Source organism: Paenibacillus sp. J5C2022, from assembly GCF_025567625.1.
Taxonomy (GTDB): Bacteria; Bacillota; Bacilli; order Paenibacillales; family Paenibacillaceae; genus Pristimantibacillus.
Window position 1 is genome coordinate 1 of sequence record NZ_JAOQJC010000048.1, and the last position, 15,840, is coordinate 15,840.

At 53.3% G+C, this 15,840-nt stretch carries 15 protein-coding genes and 6 tRNA genes; 20 read left to right on the plus strand and 1 reads right to left on the minus strand.

Translation table 11 applies throughout. The features are described 5' to 3' along the window. Positions 1 to 142 precede the first annotated feature (142 nt). The 6 genes from M6D81_RS26865 to M6D81_RS26890 all read left to right on the plus strand — a co-directional run bounded on the left by M6D81_RS26865 (position 143) and on the right by M6D81_RS26890 (position 797). Positions 143 to 219: transfer RNA gene (locus M6D81_RS26865), tRNA-Met, on the plus strand. Positions 220 to 222: 3 nt separating this feature from the next. Further along, positions 223 to 298: transfer RNA gene (locus tag M6D81_RS26870), tRNA-Val, on the plus strand. A 63-nt stretch (positions 299 to 361) separates the two neighbouring features. After that, a tRNA-Asp gene (locus M6D81_RS26875) sits at positions 362 to 438 on the plus strand. A 78-nt stretch (positions 439 to 516) separates the two neighbouring features. Next, positions 517 to 592: transfer RNA gene (locus M6D81_RS26880), tRNA-Phe, on the plus strand. A 36-nt stretch (positions 593 to 628) separates the two neighbouring features. Continuing rightward, positions 629 to 712 (plus strand) — tRNA-Tyr (locus tag M6D81_RS26885). Positions 713 to 721: 9 nt separating this feature from the next. After that, a tRNA-Lys gene (locus M6D81_RS26890) sits at positions 722 to 797 on the plus strand. Positions 798 to 1,684: 887 nt separating this feature from the next. Here the strand turns inward: M6D81_RS26890 and ssuE are convergent. Continuing rightward, positions 1,685 to 2,239 (minus strand): NADPH-dependent FMN reductase, encoded by a 555-nt coding sequence (gene ssuE / locus M6D81_RS26895; RefSeq protein WP_262680268.1) that lies wholly within the window; start codon positions 2,237 to 2,239, stop codon positions 1,685 to 1,687. 160 nt (positions 2,240 to 2,399) lie between these two features. On the opposite strand from ssuE, the gene M6D81_RS26900 reads away from it, so the two are divergent. The 14 genes from M6D81_RS26900 (at position 2,400) to M6D81_RS26965 (ending at position 15,745) form a co-directional block, all read left to right on the plus strand. Next, positions 2,400 to 3,548 carry a PucR family transcriptional regulator gene (locus M6D81_RS26900; RefSeq protein ID WP_262680269.1) on the plus strand — a complete coding sequence of 383 codons (1,149 nt, stop codon included), beginning with the start codon at positions 2,400 to 2,402 and terminating at the stop codon, positions 3,546 to 3,548. Between the two features lie 90 nt (positions 3,549 to 3,638). Next, on the plus strand, positions 3,639 to 4,760 hold the full coding sequence (locus tag M6D81_RS26905; protein WP_262680270.1) for an ABC transporter ATP-binding protein: 1,122 nt from the start codon (positions 3,639 to 3,641) through the stop codon (positions 4,758 to 4,760). Positions 4,761 to 5,094: 334 nt separating this feature from the next. Continuing rightward, the gene (gene hprK / locus M6D81_RS26910) at positions 5,095 to 6,033 is read left to right on the plus strand and encodes an HPr(Ser) kinase/phosphatase (protein WP_262680271.1); all 939 of its coding nucleotides are present in this window, start codon (positions 5,095 to 5,097) and stop codon (positions 6,031 to 6,033) included. A gap of 63 nt (positions 6,034 to 6,096) precedes the next feature. Then, on the plus strand, positions 6,097 to 7,143 hold the full coding sequence (gene lgt / locus M6D81_RS26915) for a prolipoprotein diacylglyceryl transferase (protein ID WP_262680272.1): 1,047 nt from the start codon (positions 6,097 to 6,099) through the stop codon (positions 7,141 to 7,143). 44 nt (positions 7,144 to 7,187) lie between these two features. Continuing rightward, complete coding sequence (gene ppaX, locus M6D81_RS26920) at positions 7,188 to 7,856, plus strand: pyrophosphatase PpaX (RefSeq protein WP_262680273.1); 669 nt, start codon at positions 7,188 to 7,190, stop codon at positions 7,854 to 7,856. Continuing rightward, positions 7,843 to 8,331 (plus strand): acyltransferase, encoded by a 489-nt coding sequence (locus M6D81_RS26925; protein ID WP_262680274.1) that lies wholly within the window; start codon positions 7,843 to 7,845, stop codon positions 8,329 to 8,331. The genes ppaX and M6D81_RS26925 overlap by 14 nt, the downstream gene beginning before the upstream one ends. Before the next feature lie 305 nt (positions 8,332 to 8,636). Further along, positions 8,637 to 9,851 carry an ATP phosphoribosyltransferase regulatory subunit gene (locus M6D81_RS26930; RefSeq protein WP_262680322.1) on the plus strand — a complete coding sequence of 405 codons (1,215 nt, stop codon included), beginning with the start codon at positions 8,637 to 8,639 and terminating at the stop codon, positions 9,849 to 9,851. Next, complete coding sequence (gene hisG, locus M6D81_RS26935; RefSeq protein ID WP_262680275.1) at positions 9,848 to 10,498, plus strand: ATP phosphoribosyltransferase; 651 nt, start codon at positions 9,848 to 9,850, stop codon at positions 10,496 to 10,498. Before M6D81_RS26930 ends, hisG begins: the two co-directional genes overlap by 4 nt. Before the next feature lie 171 nt (positions 10,499 to 10,669). Continuing rightward, positions 10,670 to 11,956, plus strand: coding sequence for a histidinol dehydrogenase (gene hisD / locus M6D81_RS26940; protein ID WP_262680276.1), 1,287 nt, complete (start codon positions 10,670 to 10,672; stop codon positions 11,954 to 11,956). 36 nt (positions 11,957 to 11,992) lie between these two features. Next, positions 11,993 to 12,592, plus strand: coding sequence for an imidazoleglycerol-phosphate dehydratase HisB (gene hisB / locus M6D81_RS26945; RefSeq protein ID WP_262680277.1), 600 nt, complete (start codon positions 11,993 to 11,995; stop codon positions 12,590 to 12,592). 1 nt (position 12,593) lies between these two features. Then, positions 12,594 to 13,223, plus strand: a complete 630-nt coding sequence (gene hisH, locus M6D81_RS26950; RefSeq protein WP_262680278.1) for an imidazole glycerol phosphate synthase subunit HisH — start codon at positions 12,594 to 12,596, stop codon at positions 13,221 to 13,223. Continuing rightward, positions 13,213 to 13,971 carry an imidazole glycerol phosphate synthase subunit HisF gene (gene hisF, locus M6D81_RS26955; protein ID WP_262680279.1) on the plus strand — a complete coding sequence of 253 codons (759 nt, stop codon included), beginning with the start codon at positions 13,213 to 13,215 and terminating at the stop codon, positions 13,969 to 13,971. The genes hisH and hisF overlap by 11 nt, the downstream gene beginning before the upstream one ends. Beyond that, entirely contained in the window at positions 13,968 to 14,648 is a 681-nt protein-coding gene (gene hisIE / locus M6D81_RS26960) for a bifunctional phosphoribosyl-AMP cyclohydrolase/phosphoribosyl-ATP diphosphatase HisIE (protein WP_262680280.1), read from the plus strand. The genes hisF and hisIE overlap by 4 nt, the downstream gene beginning before the upstream one ends. Positions 14,649 to 14,794: 146 nt before the next feature. Then, positions 14,795 to 15,745 (plus strand): ribose-phosphate diphosphokinase, encoded by a 951-nt coding sequence (locus M6D81_RS26965; protein ID WP_262680281.1) that lies wholly within the window; start codon positions 14,795 to 14,797, stop codon positions 15,743 to 15,745. Positions 15,746 to 15,840: the final 95 nt, after the last annotated feature.

Here is a 15,840-nt window from a genome sequence, read left to right on the forward strand (position 1 = left end):
ACAGCTAAAGCAGCACTTTCGTATCCAGTTTTCAGGGTGCAATGAAGACGTGAATGTAGACGAGCGCTACAGGAACAGAGGCTTTGTACATGGCATTTGGCGATGTCATTACCTGATTTGAACTTGTCCATCGGACAAGCATGGCGGCGTAGCTCAGCTGGCTAGAGCGTACGGTTCATACCCGTGAGGTCGGGGGTTCGATCCCCTCCGCCGCTACCATATGGAGGATTAGCTCAGCTGGGAGAGCATCTGCCTTACAAGCAGAGGGTCGGCGGTTCGATCCCGTCATCCTCCACCATGCGTTTTTCGATGTCATTCTTCTCAAGATTGCATCAGAAAAGACGCGACATTATATATCTGTGGAGCTGTGGTGTAGAGGCCTAACATGCCTGCCTGTCACGCAGGAGACCGCGGGTTCGAATCCCGTCAGCTCCGCCAGTATACCTTAAATATAGTGAAGAGTTCCTTTGAAGTGGTCTGTCTTGGCTTCCGGGAATCGCACTCATAAGAATGCATGGCTCGGTAGCTCAGTTGGTAGAGCAGAGGACTGAAAATCCTCGTGTCGGCGGTTCGATTCCGTCCCGAGCCACCACTTATTTCTGCTAATGGCAGACGTAAGATATCCTATGGAGGATTAGCGAAGTGGCCAAACGCGGGAGACTGTAAATCTCTTCCTTCGGGTTCGGTGGTTCAAATCCATCATCCTCCACCATTCTCTCACGAGCCATTAGCTCAGTTGGTAGAGCACCTGACTTTTAATCAGGGTGTCGAAGGTTCGAGTCCTTCATGGCTCACCAGTTTTACTCAGGTGAATAATAATGATATGGAGAAGCGCTGCTTCTCTTTTTTTACGTATAGAAAAGCAAAAGTTGCACTCTTATACTGATGCGCCAATACTTTATCGCGAAGCGTAAGCTAATGCCGCCAAAGGACGGCGGTAACCGTTGCGCTTGAATTGGATGGAGTATGAAGCTGGTGAGGTTAATTTAACTGTATTTCATGTCATTCATTTATCGAAATACTTCCACTTATGACAAATGAACTGGATTTTGTGCTATTAATTTGTCCGAGGGACGAGTTTTAGTGTGATAATGTCTGATTTAACTGTACATTTTCCACTTGTAGGATATGGGTTGGGGATTTTTACAATAATAACTACTCGAAATCCAACTAAGCAGCCTCCAGCTCCGTATGAGCTGTAAGCGATATAACCTCGGTTGGAGGTAGGGAAGTGGCTGGTTATGAGGCTGCAGTCGATGTGACCTCGGCTGGAGAGTGGAAAGTGGGCGAATCGTGGATTGTAAGCGATGTAACTTCGGTTAGAGGTAGGAAAGTGGGCGAATGATAGCTGTTAGCGATGTAACCTCACTTGGATTTTGGGAATATGTATGAAGGACGCCGCTAGGCGTTTTTCTTCCCACAGTAGAATTTATAAGTTTCCGGATTAGCGGGAAATAGAATTCTATTTGGCGATAAAACCTACCTCTGAACGCGGTCGCCCATCTTCGAAAGGCCTCGATCGAGGTTTTCTCACATTATTATAATTTATAAGTTCCGGGGTCTCCGCAAAGTATCCCAGTAAGCTTCGAAATAGAGCCCCACTTTGTGGGGTTATTTTATGCTGAGGGGAGGAAATAACTGCACGCCAGCAGTTATTTCCTCCCAGACGTTATACTCGTATCCATTATTGCTGGCTTCTTAGTCGCAGCTCGGCAATAAGCTCCTCCACAGTCGATTGCAGCCGGTCTGCAATTTCCTCGTTTAACTCGAAGATTGTACGATTATGACCGTCTTGGCTGCGGCCAATCTGTGAATCGGTCGCATATACCCCTCGAACGAAATGTCTTGCTCCCATGGATGACAAAACCGGCTTGAGCGAATAATCAATGGACAGAAGATGAGCCAGCGTGCCTCCTATGAACAAGGGAGCGATTACTTTGCCTTCTAACCCTTTCTGTGGCAGTAGATCCAAATAAGTTTTCAAGACACCTGTATAGGAAGCTTTATAGACCGGGCTTGCAATGATGACACCAGCGGCTTCTTCAACCAGTCTGTTGGCCTCTACGATAGCGGCACTGCCGAAACGGGAATGAATCAGGTCGTCAGCCGGTAAGGTCACGACTGTGATTGTGCTTGTCGAATGTCCCAGCTTATCCAGCTGCTCGCGAACATAATCAATCATGCCGTTCAGTCTGGAAGTCGCATTGGGACTGCCTGATATAATCACGATATTGGACATGATGGTTTCTCCTTTGATATGTTTTCTCATTCGTTCGTAGATTACCATGAAATGTATAATGGGTCAAACCAAGTGAAGCGGTTGAGCGTAAAAGTGAATTATTGCAGGCGATATGTTACAATGACGAACAAAAGCGTTTGACATGGAGTGAGGAAACAAAATGAGCAAAAACGACTGGTTAGGTCAACTGCAGCACATATTGAATTGTCCTGTACAAATTGTCGTGAAGACGCTTACGGAGTGGAAGGATCGTTCGATCGATGCGGATGCTGCATGGATAGGGGATAGCCAGGCAGGAGCTATATCAGCCGGACAGCGATTGGAGAAAGGGAACAGATTATGGTTCGCGGCGGATGTGTTGGAAGATAAGGTAACGGTGCTGGAAACGGAATCCGCTGCGCTTACATTGAAGGAAAAGGAGCTTGTCAGCTGGACCCTGCAGCATGCTGCCAAGACCGATAGTCCGAAGGATCAATATGATAAAAATATGTCTGATACGGAAAGATACGCACGCAAAATAAGCGATTGGATACTGACACAGCTGGAGACAAGCGAGCCGGCATACTCCCTGCCTGGGCAATTGATGACGGGCACTCGTCTCTATCGTGAAATGATTCCGTTCCTGCTTATTACGGAGCAGCATAGCGCGAAGCAAGCCGCGTACAAGGAGTTGGAGAAGCTTCTTCGCTCCTTCATGTCCGAAGATATTCTGCTCATTCCGCTTACCAGTCAGGAATGGCTCATCTGGGGGCCGATGTCGCTTCTTAAAGATGAAGAGCAGGACACAGTTGAATCTAGTGAAGACGAGAGCGTGGAGGAAAGTCTGGCTTCCATCGTATCAGCCCTTCACGAGATGCTCGCCAGTGAATGGCTGGGCGAATGCCATCTGGCGGTGACGCATCCCGTCTCACCTTCGAAGGGGATAGTGGAGACGACGATTACCTTAAGAGAAACGATTAACCTGGGCCGCAAGTTCCATATCGGAACCAATATTCATCTGCCATGGATGCTGCAATTGGAACGTCTGCTTAACGCTATTCCGGAGCAGCACAGAACCCGTTATCTGGAGCAATCGCTGAAGAGAACGGATCTGTTCGTGGAATCAGAGATGCTGGCAACGTTGGAGACCTTCTTTCAATTGGACTGCAATGTCAGCGAGACGGCCAAGAAGCTCTACATTCACCGCAATACGCTCTTGTACAGGCTGGACAAGCTGAAGCAGGAGACGGGATTGGACGTTAGACAGTTCCGAGATGCCGTATTAGTGAAAATTATATTGCTATTGTATAAAGTTACGAAAAGGCATTAATTTTTTTGTAAAGTATGTGCATAGTCATAATTCCTTGTGTGGGATAAGATAGATGCATATCGAAATTTCTTTTTTAGGGGGAAATTGAACATGGCAGGCGTACGTTTAGAAGGCATTTACAAAAAATACCCAGGTGCAGAGAAAGCATCCGTAACTGATGTTAATCTGGACATCCAAGACAAAGAGTTCCTCGTACTGGTTGGCCCATCCGGCTGCGGTAAGTCGACAACTCTGCGTATGATTGCGGGTCTTGAAGAAATCACTGAAGGTAAATTGTTCATTGGCGACCGCCTCGTGAACGATGTTGCTCCTAAAGATCGCGATATTGCAATGGTATTCCAATCCTATGCCCTGTATCCGCACATGAACGTGTATCAAAACATGGCATTCGGTCTTAAACTTCGTAAATTCAAAAAAGCAGACATCGACAAGCGTGTTCGTGAAGCTGCTAAAATTCTTGATATCGAGCATTTGCTGGATCGCAAGCCTAAGGCGTTGTCCGGCGGTCAACGTCAGCGTGTCGCTCTCGGTCGTGCGATCGTTCGTGAGCCTCAAGTATTCTTGATGGACGAACCTCTCTCCAACTTGGATGCCAAGCTTCGTGGCCAGATGCGCGCGGAGATCAGCAAGCTGACTAAGCGTCTTGAGACGACTACAATCTACGTAACGCATGACCAGATCGAGGCTATGACGATGGGTGACCGTATCGTTGTTATGAAGGACGGCTTCATTCAACAGACGGCTTCTCCGGAAGAGCTTTACAACCATCCTGTAAACATCTTCGTTGCTGGATTCATCGGAGCTCCATCCATGAACTTCATCAGCGGCACCCTGTCGGAGCAAGGCGGAGAAGTGTACTTCAAGGCTGCTGGCGTTAACGTTGTCGTACCAGAGGGCAAAGCTGGCGTTATCCGTTCCAAAGGCTATATTGGCAAAGAAGTCGTATTGGGCGTACGTCCTGAGGACATTCATGAAGAGCCGGTATTCCTGGAGGCATCTCCGAAAACGATCGTAAACGCGAACGTAGAGGTAGCGGAGAACCTTGGTCATGAAATGTACCTGTACTTGAACGGTATCGGTTCCGACACAGTTATCGCTCGTGTAGACGGACGTTCCGGTCTGCGCGACGGCGCTAGCGTGAAGCTTGCTCTTGATATGAACAAGGCTCACCTGTTCGACAAAGAGTCCGAGCTGAACATTTTCGAGAACTAATCTACTATAATAAGAAGGAAGTCTTCGGTTATTCCGGGGGCTTCTTTTTTGCATAGCTTTTGGATACAGGTGTGCGGGAAGGTTCTTTCTACGAAGGAAGTCAGCATATAACCTATAAAATGGCCAAGAAGCCTTATGAACAGCCGATTACATTTCAGATCGAGCAATATCCGGGATATGCTCTCGATGACATGAAGGTCGAAATCAAATAAAAAGAGGCGCCGGAATGCGAAACGTTGCGTTCGGCGCTTTTTTGCATTACGATGAAGACATTGGGAAAAAAGACTTGTCCCGCCTGGATTGCGGTTTTATATGAAGGAGGCTTCACAACATTATGCCGAAGAAAGTAAAAGTATCCGAGCTCGTCCGGCATTTCCAACTCGAGATTCTGTCCGGTGAGGACGGGTTAAAACGCAGCATAACCGTCGACGACTTATATCGCCCGGGACTGGAGATGGCCGGTTACTTCCATTATCATCCCAGCGAACGGGTACAGTTGCTTGGAAGAACGGAAATCTCATTCCTCAGCATGCTGGACAGCGAGGAGCGAAGGAACCGCATGGTTAGATTATGTCACGAAGAAACGCCATGCATCATCTTGACCCGCGGATTGGAAGCGCCGAAGGAGCTGCTGGAGCAGTCTAATGAGACGAATGTCCCGGTATTGCGAAGCAGTGTGGCAACCACGATATTGTCCAGCCGCATAACGGACTTCCTGGAACGCAAGCTGGCGCCGACGGCAACGATTCACGGCGTGCTGGTAGATGTCTATGGGGTAGGTATGCTCATTACGGGCGGCAGCGGCATTGGCAAGAGCGAGACGGCGCTGGAGCTTGTGAAGCGAAGTCACCGCCTAGTAGCGGATGATGCCGTCGAGATTAGGCAGACTTCCGACGGTCAATTGTTCGGCACGGCTCCGGAGCTTATTCGCCATCTGCTGGAGATCAGAGGACTTGGCATTATTAACGTCATGACGCTGTTCGGTGCAGGTGCGGTTCGTACGCAGAAGCGTATCGGGCTCGTCATCAAGCTGGAGAGTTGGCAGCAGGACAAGCAGTATGATCGGCTGGGGCTGGATGAAGAGACGACGCGAATTATCGATACCGATGTTCCATTGGTGACCATTCCCGTTCGTCCGGGCCGCAACCTGGCCGTCATCATTGAAGTTGCAGCAATGAACTTCCGGCTGAAGCGGATGGGCTACAATGCCGCGCTGCAATTCACGAACAAGCTGACAGAGACGATATCGGACGACATCGACGATTACGATTGATAGGCCGTGCAAGCACAATGGGCTACATTATTCTAATAATAGGAAGAGGAGTAGGTCGGGCATATGCAAACGTTGGCGTTGGATCCGGTTATATTCACGATTGGCTCTATTGAGGTAAGATGGTACGGCTTTATCTTGGGAGCGGCAGCGCTTGTGGGGCTGCTGCTTGCGGTGCAGGAAGGGAAGCGGTTCGGCATTAAGCCCGACTTCTTCATGGACCTGCTGCTCATTGGAGCGCCAACCGCTATTATCGGGGCCAGAATTTATTATGTGGCGTTTATGTGGGATGAGTACAAGGACAATCCCATGGACATATTCAAAATATGGGAGGGCGGCATTGCGATATACGGTGCCATAATAGGTGCATTCCTGGCAGGCATCTTCTACTCCCGATACAAGGGTTACAGCTTCTGGCGCATTGTGGACATATGCGCGCCTTCTCTGCTCGCCGGTCAAATGATTGGACGCTGGGGCAACTTCATGAATCAGGAAGCGTACGGCGGGCCCGTCGAGGAATCGTTCCTGCGCGAGACGCTGAACTTGCCCAATTTCATCGTGGATCAGATGTTTATCGTGGATCAAGCAATTCAGGAAGGCGCGTTCCGCCATCCCGCATTTCTGTATGAATCTCTCTGGAGCCTGGTCGGTCTGGTGGTGCTGTTCGTATTGCGTCGTCAGAAGTTCCTGCGTACAGGCGAGTTGATGGCTACATATCTGATCTGGTACTCCATCGGTCGCTTCTTCATCGAGGCACTGCGCATTGACAGTCTGGCCTTCATGGGACCGGGATGGCTCGCTTCGATTATGAACAGTCTGTGGGCGCCTATGAATCTGGTGTTCGACAAGGGCTATCTGGACCCGGCTTACGGCAATATTCGCATCTCGCAATTGGTAGCTGTCGGTCTGATCGTCGCTTCCATCATCTTCATCATTGTGCGCAGAGTGACTGGAGCCGCTAGCACCCACTACTCCGATCCTATCGTATCCACGAAGCCGGAGCGGGTAGCGGATGCGCCGGCTGACAGTCGTGAGGAGATGAAGGAGAGCGGCGGCGAGTCCGATACGATGACGGATGATGGGGATCATAAGCGAGATACGAGCAACCCGTAAAGCAGCATACGGACAAGACACGACGACTGGAGGTAGCTGAACAAATGAATGCTGTACGCACGATGCTGTTCGACCTGGACGGCACGATATTGGATACGAACGAGCTGATTATCAGATCGTTCCTGGAATCGCTCAAAGGTACGGTGCCGGAAGGCTTCTGCCGGGACGACATTATCCCTTCCATGGGGGAGCCGCTAGGCGACCAGATGAAGCGTTTCTCCGGACTGGAGGACGTAACGCATCTGGTGGCGGCTTATCGCGAAGTCAATTTGCGGCTGCACGATGAGCTGGTCAAGCCGTTCGCGCACGTCAATGAAGTGCTGGATAGACTGCATGGGGAAGGAATTGCCATGGGCGTCGTCACGACGAAGATGAGGCTGACGACGGAACGAGGTCTGAAGTTCGTAGGCATCTACGACGATGTCGACGCAATCGTGACAATAGACGATGTGACGAATCCCAAGCCACATCCGGAGCCGGTACAGCGGGGAATGGAGCTGCTGAAGGCAGACCCCGCGAGTACGATTATGGTCGGGGACAGCGTCGTGGATATGGCTTCGGCGAAGGCTGCCGGGGTAACGGCCGTAGGCGTAGCCTGGTCGCTGAAGGGGGCCGAAGCGCTGCGGAAGGCCGGCGCCGATTATGTCATTGATGATATGCGGGAGCTGTATGCTTTCGCGGGATTGGAGCGGGAGCCGCTTGAGGAACGTTGAGCGTTATCCGGTAGAAGGCCCTAATGCGCTCTGGCAGCTGTATTCTACAGTCAGCAGATGGAAGGGCGTGCGCAATTTCATTTTTATTCAGGCAGCGCGCTATTGTCCTTCCTTGCCTTTGAAAAACTGGATATATCGCCGTGTGCTGGGGATGAAGGTGGGAGAACATACGGCGTTCGCACTCATGGTAATGGTGGATGTGTTCTTCCCCGAACGGATAACGGTTGGACGCAATAGCATTATCGGCTATAATACGACGATTTTGACGCATGAATATTTGACGAAGGAATACAGACTTGGCGATGTCGTCATCGGCGATCATGTCATGATCGGAGCCAACACGACGATTCTTCCCGGCGTTACGATCGGCGATCATGCGGTGGTATCGGCGGGGTCGCTCATACATAAGGATGTGCCGTCCTATACGTTGGTAGGAGGCAATCCGATGAAGGTCATTAAGGATATAAGAGATTAACGACATCAAGAGGGGAAGCGGCGGAGGTGAGGGGATTCCGGTATGAGGGAGGCGGTTCCCGTATTTGGGGACAGGCTTGCTCGAAGGAGTCCTTTTTTGTTTGGTGCGATATTTCCGGCAGTGGAGGCGAGAGTGTCATGGCAATTCGGGAAGACAACGCTGCAAACAAGGTGAAGCATAGCATGGTGGGGCAGCTTGACGGGAAGGGGCAATCATGCTACGATATCGACTAATCACTTTATTTTATTAGCAAGGTAGCATATTATCGCTTTAATATAGTAAAGTAAATATCAGGGGGCAAGATGATGTCTAAACCAAAGGTGTTCGAGAAGCCGACAGGCGTTAAAGACTATTTGCCTGAAGCGGTCAGGCAATTGCGCAACATCGAGAGAAATGTGCTGGACTGCATGTCAGCGTGGGGGTACGAGCAAATTATTACGCCTACGATGGAATATTACGATACAGTAGGCGTAGCCAGCTCCACCTCCGATCAGAAGCTGTTCAAGCTGCTGAACAAGCGGGGAACGACGTTGGTGCTGCGTTCGGATATGACGGCCCCTATCGCGCGCGTAGTCGCGTCGCTGCTGAAGGATAAGATGTTCCCGGTGCGCTTGTCGTACCATTCCAACGTATTCAGAGCGATCGAAGAGGAAGCGGGCAGAGTGGCGGAGTTCTTCCAGACGGGTGTGGAACTGGTAGGCGACCCTTCCCCGGAAGCGGACGCTGAAGTGGTGGCGCTGGCGATTGCTTCACTCAAGGCGGCAGGCGTAGACCGGTTCAAGATTGCGATCGGTCATGTCGGCTTCCTGAACGGATTGCTGGAGGAGGCGCTGCCGAGTGACCGTGCGGCGCAGGAGCAGCTGAAGGAATGCTTGCTCAGCCGAGATTATGTCGGCTACCGTGACTATTTGAAGGGGCTTCGCCTGCAAGCGCATGTACAGCAGGAGCTGGAGGATATTCTGAGGCTGCGCGGCGGCGGGGAAATATGCGATGCAGCGCTTCAGCTTAGCGTCAATGCAACGGCGCGCAAGTCTATCGCCCATCTATGCGATATATGGGAAGTGCTGAAGGCATACGGCGTCAGCGAGCATGTGCTGATTGATCTGACGATGATCGGCGACTTCTCTTATTATACAGGCATGACCTTCGAAGGGTACGCGGCGGATCTTGGATTCCCCGTCGTCAGCGGCGGACGTTATGACAATCTGCTGGAGCAATTCGGCCGCCCGGCGGCCGCTACCGGCTTCGCACTGAAGACGACGCGGATACTGGAACTGCTTGGCGCGGAGCGGGAAGAGCAGCAAGAGCGCGTTCTTGTCCGGTATACAGCAGAGGGAAGAGCCGCGGCGCTGGCCAAGGCGCAGGAACTGAGACGGTCGGGTGTGAGCGCAGTGACGGAACGGGTGGAAGCGCAGCTGTTGCTGCAGGATGAGTCTGCCGCGAATGGCAACAGGGGTACGGACTATACCCGTGTGCTTGTGTACGGCAATGACGGTGCGGAAGGAGGAAGCGGGCAATGAGCAATAACGGGCAGAAGGATATATTGAAGGTTGCGATGCCGAAGGGGCGCATCTACAAGCAAGCCTCCAAGCTGTTCCGCGAAGCGGGGCTGCCGATACCGAGCGACTTCGACGATACGAGGAAGCTGATCATCGAGTTGCCTGAGATGGATATGGAATTCATTATGGCGAAGCCGGTCGATGTGCCGACTTATGTGGAGTACGGTGTGGCGGATATCGGCATAGTGGGCAAGGATGTGCTGATGGAGGAGAATAAGGACGTGTATGAGCTGCTGGATCTGGGTATTGCGAAGTGCCGCATGTCGGTCATAGGTATGCCGGACTGGAAGCCGACCATCCATCCGCGCGTGGCAACGAAGTATCCTAACGTGGCTTCCGCGTACTTCCGCGAGCAAGGGCAGCAGGTGGAGGTTATCAAGCTGAACGGTTCCATCGAGCTTGCTCCGCTAATCGGTCTGGCGGATCGTATCGTGGATATGGTGGAGACGGGACAGACGCTGCGGGAGAACGGGCTCGTGGAGCAGGCTTCGATCTTCGAGATAACAAGCCGGCTAATCGCCAACAGAGTGAGCTACCGGATGAAGAACGAGCGTATTCAGAGTCTGTGCGACATGCTGCAGGCGACGATTGCGGCCGGGGCGCATTAAGAGCGGGCGACCGTCGCTGAAAGCGGGATGGCGGAACGTTAACGGGATGAATCATTAGGCTGGCTAATGGGACAGGACGATGGAACAGAGCGTGAAGCGATCAACACATAAGCGGGTGGCGGCTCGTCCGGTTAAGTACAATAGATGGATAGGAAGAGGGAGGCGGAGCTTATGCGCATTATGCGTGCGGAGCAATTCGGGCTGAAGCGCGAGGTAGAGTACGGTACACCGGAGCAGAATGAATCAGCCTTGCGTATCGTCGGAGACGTCAAGGCGGAAGGGGATGCGGCACTGCTGCGCTATACGGAGCAGCACGACGGCATGCAACTGACGGCGACTGAGCTGCGCGTGACGCAGGAGGAGATTGCAGCGGCGTATGAGGTAGTCGACGCCGCATTCCTCACAGCGATTCGGGAGGCTGCTGTGAACATACGGCGGTTCCACGAGAAGCAGCTGCGGAACTCGTGGATGGATCTGCAGCCGGACGGGACGATGCTGGGCCAGATCATGCGCCCGCTGAAGCGGGTGGGCGTCTATGTGCCCGGCGGCAAAGCGGCGTATCCCTCGTCCGTGCTGATGAACGTTATTCCGGCACAGGTGGCCGGGGTGCCGGAGATCGTGATGGTGACGCCGCCGGCGACGGGCGGCAAGGCGGGCATCGACCCGTATATTCTGGTCGCAGCCGCGGAAGCGGGCGTGAAGGAGATGTACCGGGTCGGGGGTGCGCAGGCTATAGCGGCACTCGCCTATGGCACGGAGAGCATTGCCCCCGTGGACAAAATATGCGGCCCGGGCAATATTTATGTCGCGCTGGCGAAGCGCGCCGTATTCGGCGCGGTGGATATCGACAGCATCGCGGGGCCCAGCGAGATCGTCGTGCTCGCGGACGGGAATGCGGACGCTTCTTATATTGCCGCCGACCTGCTGTCGCAAGCGGAGCATGATGAGATGGCGTCAGCCGTGCTCGTTACGCCTTCGGAGCCGCTGGCGGAAGCCGTCGCGGCCGAGCTGGAGCGGCAGCTGGCTACGCTGCCGAGGCAGGACATTGCGCGGCAGTCGATCGACGCCTACGGTGCGGTGCTGCTCGTGAACGATCTGCTTGCCGGCATAGACGTCGTCAATCAGCTGGCGCCGGAGCATCTGGAGGTGCTGACGGACGATCCCATGAGCTTGCTGGGACATATCGAGAATGCCGGTGCCATCTTCCTGGGGCCGTATAGCTCAGAGCCGGTCGGGGATTACTTCGCGGGACCTAACCACATCATTCCCACCAACGGTACGGCGCGCTTCTCATCGCCGGTGAATGTGGACGACTTCTTGAAGAAGTCGAGCCTGATCTATTACAGCAAGCAAGCGTTGATGGAGAGCGGCGACAAAATCATGACGCTTGCCCGCCACGAAGGGCTGGAGGGGCATGCGAGAGCGATAGAGATTCGGCTGGAGAAGGAAGGCCGATAGACACATTTTAAATAGAGGAAAGAAGGGCTGAATACGATGGCAGACAAAAAGGTAAGAGAAGCGTCCATCACACGGACGACGAATGAGACGGATATTAAGCTGACGTTCGCGGTGGATGGCAGCGGGGAGACGAAGCTGGAGACAGATGTGCCTTTCCTGAACCACATGCTGGACCTCTTCGCCAAGCACGGGCAGTTCAATCTGGATGTGAACGCCAAGGGCGATATTGAGATCGACGATCATCACACCGTAGAGGACATCGGCATCTGTCTCGGACAGACGTTGCGTGAAGCGCTAGGCGACAAGAAGGGCATCAAGCGCTACGCCAGCGTATTCGTTCCGATGGACGAGGCGCTTGCCCAAGTCATCATCGACGTCAGCAACCGTCCTCACTTCGAGTACCGCGCGGAATATCCTTCCTCGCAGGTTGGCAGCTTCTCTACGGAGCTGGTTCATGAATTCTTGTGGAAGCTGGCGCTGGAAGCGCGCATTACGCTTCATGTCATTGTTCACTATGGGCACAATACGCATCATATGATTGAAGCGGTGTTCAAGGCGCTGGGCCGCGCGCTGGACGAGGCGACGATGATCGATCCGCGCGTGCAAGGGGTGCCATCCACGAAGGGAGTGCTCTAGCGTGATTGCGATTATCGATTACGGTATGGGCAATCTGCACAGCGTCGGCAAAGCGGTAGAGCGGCTGGGCTACGAAGCTGTCGTCACCTCGGAGCCGGAACGCATACTGGAGGCGGACGGCGCCATATTGCCGGGAGTGGGAGCGTTCGGCGACGCGATGCAGAATCTGCGTCAGACGGGGCTGGATGAAGTGGTGAAGTTCTACGCAGCTTCGGGCAAGCCGATGCTCGGCATCTGCCTGGGGATGCAGCTGCTGTTCAGCGAAAGCGAGGAGTACGGCAGTCACGAAGGTCTGAATCTGCTGCCGGGCAAAGTCGTCAAGTTCAACGGGGACTTCAAGGTGCCGCATATGGGCTGGAATACGCTGACGTTCAAGCAGCCGGATTCGCCGCTCTTCCGGAATCTTAAGGAAGGGCATGTGTACTTCGTGCATTCCTATCACGTGCTCCCTGCGCAAGAGAGCGATCTGCTGGCTACGACCGATTATGCCGGAGACGTAACGGCCATTGTCGGCCGAGAGCGACTGTTCGGCATGCAGTTTCATCCCGAGAAGAGCGGGGAGCTCGGCATGGCGCTGCTGAACAACTTTTTGACGTTAACGGAGAAAGGGGAGCAGCCGCATGCTGGCTAAACGGATTATTCCATGTCTGGATGTGAAGGACGGAAGAGTAGTAAAGGGCGTTAACTTCGTCAACTTGCGCGATGCCGGAGACCCCGTCGAACTGGCAGCCACCTACGACCGCGAAGGTGCGGATGAACTGGTATTCCTGGACATATCGGCATCCGTCGAAGGACGCGCGACGATGATTGAAGTGGTACAGCGGACGGCCGGCGAGATTACAATTCCATTCACGGTAGGCGGCGGCATCTCCCATGTCGACGACATGAAGCGGCTGCTGCGGGCGGGGGCCGACAAGATCGGCATCAATACGGCGGCGGTGAAGAATCCGTCGCTGGTATCGGATGGAGCGCGACGGTTCGGCTCGCAATGCATTGTCGTCGCGATCGACGCCAAATTTAATCCGGAGTGGGGCGAATGGGAAGTCTATACGCATGGCGGCAGACAGCCTGCCGGTATCAAAGCTCTGCAATGGGCGCGGGATGTGGAAGCGATGGGGGCAGGAGAAATTCTGCTGACGAGCATGGATGCGGACGGTACGAAGGACGGCTTCGATGTGAAGTTGACCGGCGAGGTGTCCCGCTCGGTGGGCATTCCCGTCATCGCTTCGGGCGGCGCCGGGAAGATCGAGCACTTCCATGAGGTGTTCCGGGACGCGGAAGCGGATGCCGCTCTGGCTGCGACGATTTTCCATTATAAAGAAATGACGATTCGCGAGGTTAAGGACGACTTGCGTAAGAAAGGGGTAGAGGTGAGATGACGGAGAAGACTCTGAGTGAAGAGATCAAGTGGAATGCCGAAGGGCTGGCGCCTGCTGTCGTGCAGGATGCTGTCAGCAAGGAAGTGCTGATGCTGGCTTACATGAACAAGGAATCGCTGCAGAAGTCGATCGAGACGGGTTATACCTGGTTCTGGAGCAGGTCGCGCGGTGAGCTGTGGAACAAGGGAGCGACGAGCGGGAACCTGCAGCGAATTGAGACGATGGCTTACGATTGCGATGCCGATGCATTGCTGCTGCGCGTCAGACAGCAAGGGCCGGCATGTCATACGGGGCGGTACAGCTGCTTCTATCAGGGAGTAGAGCTTCCCGGGGCCGAGGCGAGGGAGGAAGCGCAACGGACGGAAGGCGAACGGTTCGAGATCATCGGGGAGTTGGAACGGATTATTGCGGAACGCTATGCGGAGCGTCCCGAAGGCGCCTACACGACGTATCTGTTCGAGAAGGGCGTCGACAAAATTTTGAAGAAGGTGGGAGAGGAAGCGGCCGAAGTCATTATCGCTGCCAAAAACGGGGATAACGAGGAGCTTCGCAACGAAGCCGGCGACCTGCTGTTCCATCTCATGGTGCTGCTGCGCGAGCGCGGCTTGCCGCTGGATGAGATCATGGCTGTGCTGAAGGGGCGCTTTGGCCAGCCAACGACGAATAAAATGCGCTAAAAACGGTATGAATCAGCATGAATTTGTACTTGTCGAAAAATCGTAGCATTTTTTTTTGAAATCTTAATAAATCAATGTATAATAGGACGAGTAAGTGTTGTGATTGCAGCAATAAATTATTTGGTTGAAACGCTCAGGAGGGTATCATGTTAAGCGACAAGGTGCGTATTTTCTCGGGTTCCTCAAATCCGGTACTGGCTCAAAAAATTAGCGAGGAAATGGGATTGACTTTAGGTGCTATCAAGCTGTCCCGTTTCAAGAGCGGCGAAATTTATGTCCACTACGAAGAAACGATACGGAACTGCGACGTCTTTCTCGTGCAATCGTTCTCACATCCCGTCAACGAGCATTTTGTCGAATTGCTCGTCATGATTGATGCGGCCAAGCGGGCATCCGCCCGGACGATCAACATCATTATGCCTTATTACGGCTACGCCCGCCAGGAGCGCAAGGCGGCGCCGCGCGAGCCGATCTCGGCGAAGATGCTGGCGGATGTGCTGACGACCGTGGGAGCGACCCGCGTGCTGACGATCGATCTGCATGCGCCGGCTATTCAAGGCTTCTTCAACATTCCGGTGGATCATATGACGGCGCTGGACTTGATCAGCGATTACCTGAAAGCCAAGAACATCAAGAATCCTGTCGTTGTATCGCCGGACGCCGGACGCGCTTCGACTGCCGAGAAGCTCGCCAACTATCTGGATACTTCATTCGCCATCATGATCAAGAAGCGCCCGGCGCACAATGAGTCTTCCATCACGCACGTAATCGGTGATGTGGAAGGGCAGACGCCTATCATTATCGAGGACTTGATCGATACGGGAAGCACCATTGTCAATGTCGTTGAAGGCTTGAAGGAACGCGGTGCGGAGGATGTATACGTCTGCGCGACGCATCCGCTATTCTCCGGCAATGCCATCGAGCGTTTGGATCATCCCAATATTAAGGAAGTTATCGTTACGGATTCTATTACGCTGCCGGACAACAGGCCGGACCGCTTCACGATCCTGTCCGTTGCTCCGCTGCTTGCGGAAGCGTCCCGTATCATCTTGGACGGCGGCTCTATCAGTACACTGTTCAAGAACAAAGGCGTATAGGTCGACAGCCAAATAGCACTGCACGGATGAGATCGCGGATGGCCTTACGGCTATCCGCGATTTCCTGCATATTATGATAGGATGCGGGGTCCCGG

Excerpts from the sequence above, each read along its gene's own strand:
- ppaX (WP_262680273.1), top strand. The coding sequence starts at position 7,188 with ATGAATGCTGTACGCACGATGCTGTTCGACCTGGACGGCACGATATTG.
- lgt (WP_262680272.1), top strand. The coding sequence starts at position 6,097 with ATGCAAACGTTGGCGTTGGATCCGGTTATATTCACGATTGGCTCTATT.
- hprK (WP_262680271.1), top strand. The coding sequence starts at position 5,095 with ATGCCGAAGAAAGTAAAAGTATCCGAGCTCGTCCGGCATTTCCAACTC.
- M6D81_RS26965 (WP_262680281.1), top strand. The coding sequence starts at position 14,795 with ATGTTAAGCGACAAGGTGCGTATTTTCTCGGGTTCCTCAAATCCGGTA.
- M6D81_RS26930 (WP_262680322.1), top strand. The coding sequence starts at position 8,637 with ATGTCTAAACCAAAGGTGTTCGAGAAGCCGACAGGCGTTAAAGACTAT.
- hisF (WP_262680279.1), top strand. The coding sequence starts at position 13,213 with ATGCTGGCTAAACGGATTATTCCATGTCTGGATGTGAAGGACGGAAGA.
- hisG (WP_262680275.1), top strand. The coding sequence starts at position 9,848 with ATGAGCAATAACGGGCAGAAGGATATATTGAAGGTTGCGATGCCGAAG.
- M6D81_RS26900 (WP_262680269.1), top strand. The coding sequence starts at position 2,400 with ATGAGCAAAAACGACTGGTTAGGTCAACTGCAGCACATATTGAATTGT.
- M6D81_RS26905 (WP_262680270.1), top strand. The coding sequence starts at position 3,639 with ATGGCAGGCGTACGTTTAGAAGGCATTTACAAAAAATACCCAGGTGCA.
- hisD (WP_262680276.1), top strand. The coding sequence starts at position 10,670 with ATGCGCATTATGCGTGCGGAGCAATTCGGGCTGAAGCGCGAGGTAGAG.
- ssuE (WP_262680268.1), bottom strand. The coding sequence starts at position 2,239 with ATGTCCAATATCGTGATTATATCAGGCAGTCCCAATGCGACTTCCAGA.
- hisIE (WP_262680280.1), top strand. The coding sequence starts at position 13,968 with ATGACGGAGAAGACTCTGAGTGAAGAGATCAAGTGGAATGCCGAAGGG.
- hisB (WP_262680277.1), top strand. The coding sequence starts at position 11,993 with ATGGCAGACAAAAAGGTAAGAGAAGCGTCCATCACACGGACGACGAAT.